At 36.4% G+C, this 1,472-nt stretch carries 3 protein-coding genes; all 3 read right to left on the reverse strand.

The window, feature by feature from the left end; translation table 11 throughout:
* Positions 1-249: 249 nt before the first annotated feature.
* From ACEN3Z_RS11810 to ACEN3Z_RS11820, 3 genes are read right to left on the reverse strand one after another with little or no spacing between them, the layout of a single operon-like run.
* Positions 250-483: a transposase gene (locus ACEN3Z_RS11810; RefSeq protein WP_407090972.1), complete on the reverse strand. Its 234-nt coding sequence runs from the start codon at positions 481-483 to the stop codon at positions 250-252.
* A gap of 36 nt (positions 484-519) precedes the next feature.
* Positions 520-915 carry a transposase gene (locus tag ACEN3Z_RS11815; RefSeq protein ID WP_407090973.1) on the reverse strand — a complete coding sequence of 132 codons (396 nt, stop codon included), beginning with the start codon at positions 913-915 and terminating at the stop codon, positions 520-522.
* 11 nt (positions 916-926) lie between these two features.
* Positions 927-1,253, reverse strand: a complete 327-nt coding sequence (locus ACEN3Z_RS11820; protein ID WP_407090974.1) for a hypothetical protein — start codon at positions 1,251-1,253, stop codon at positions 927-929.
* Positions 1,254-1,472 lie beyond the last annotated feature (219 nt).

The raw sequence follows: 1,472 nt of genomic DNA on the forward strand, positions 1-1,472 counted from the left end.
GTTGACCCCATTTCTACTCAAAAGTTGAGTAGAAATGGGGTCATTTAATTATTACTGGTAAACTATTCCGCAGACATTGGTAAATCTTCCCGCAAAGAGTGGTAAAAAGAACCGCACTACTGGTAAAGAACGTCCGCAATACTCAATACAGAAGTTAATAAGTGGTAAACAGGTTGGCAATGACTGGTACATTTCATGGCAAAGGGTGGTACAAAACTTGGCAACGCTGGTACATTTCGCTGGCGGTAGTCAATGTACTTCTTGTTTACCTCTCACATGCGCTCTGCGCATACCAAATACACCTTTCATGCGACCAAAAACGGTCTCTATGTCAATCTTACGTTGTGCATAGATTTCTTTTCCAGGTGTGCTCTCCAAATTCTCTTTAGCTTTGTGTTTGAAATACTCCCAATTATTATTGACCGCCGTCTGGCGCTGTCTACCTTTCGGTGTTTTCGCTAGTTTATTTAAACGGTCATCCATTTGCTCGGAATCAGCTTTATATATTTTAAACTGCCTTTAAAAACCATTTTTATCATTTCGAGTACTATAATGTGAAAAATTAAAATGAACACCATCTAAATCAGTATAGGAATCTTCAACCTCGTTATAGGACCAGTTCTGACGATGCTTTGGATTATTTTTGTGCTTTTTACTTTGTTCTTTATGATACATTCCATACGGAATCAATGGTACTTTCTCAAAATCATCGGTAATAGCCATATAATTTTCTTCACTACCATAACCAGCATCAGCAACAATATATTGGAACATATCAAGTGTTTGAATCGAGTCTAGAAACGGAATAAGTGTACGCGTATCTGTTGGGTTCGGAAAAATATCAAAGTCAATGACATATTGATTACTAGAAGCTACCTGAAGATTGTAACCAGGTTTCAATTCACGATTTTTCATTGGATCTTCTTTCATGCACATGAAGGTAGCGTCTGTATCTGTTTTAGAAAAACTATTTCTTCCATCAAATAGTTCATTCGCTTCTTCATATTTCTGTTTTCGTGGTAGGAAATCATTCTCCATTTATTTCGATGCTTTTTTAGCGTGCGACGACGTCGCTTGTGTTCAGAACCACCTTTAGGTATGGTTGTCTCATTTTTGATTTTTACTTCAACCTCATCAAGAGCTTCATCTAGACTATCAATGATCTTCTCGATTCCGATCGACATGGTTAATTCTTCTTCCGTTATAGCAATATCTACATTCGTTTGAATAAGTTCTTCATACAAACTAGACACTTTTTCAATTAGACCAGCTTCATAACGTTCAATCGCTTTTCGCCAAGTAAAACTATAGATGTTCGCATCTGCTTGAATTTTTGTACCATCAATAAATAAAGAATCCTTGTAGGTTCTTGAATTTTTGGTGTTGGTGAGAGAAATCTCACTGACACCTTTTTTTGTATGTACACAAAAGCCAGTGAATTCCTATATAATAAAGTTACCATACATTACTAA

Origin of the sequence: Ruoffia sp. FAM 26254, from assembly GCF_045528545.1 — a bacterium.
In the GTDB taxonomy this organism is placed as follows: domain Bacteria; phylum Bacillota; class Bacilli; order Lactobacillales; family Aerococcaceae; genus Ruoffia; species Ruoffia halotolerans.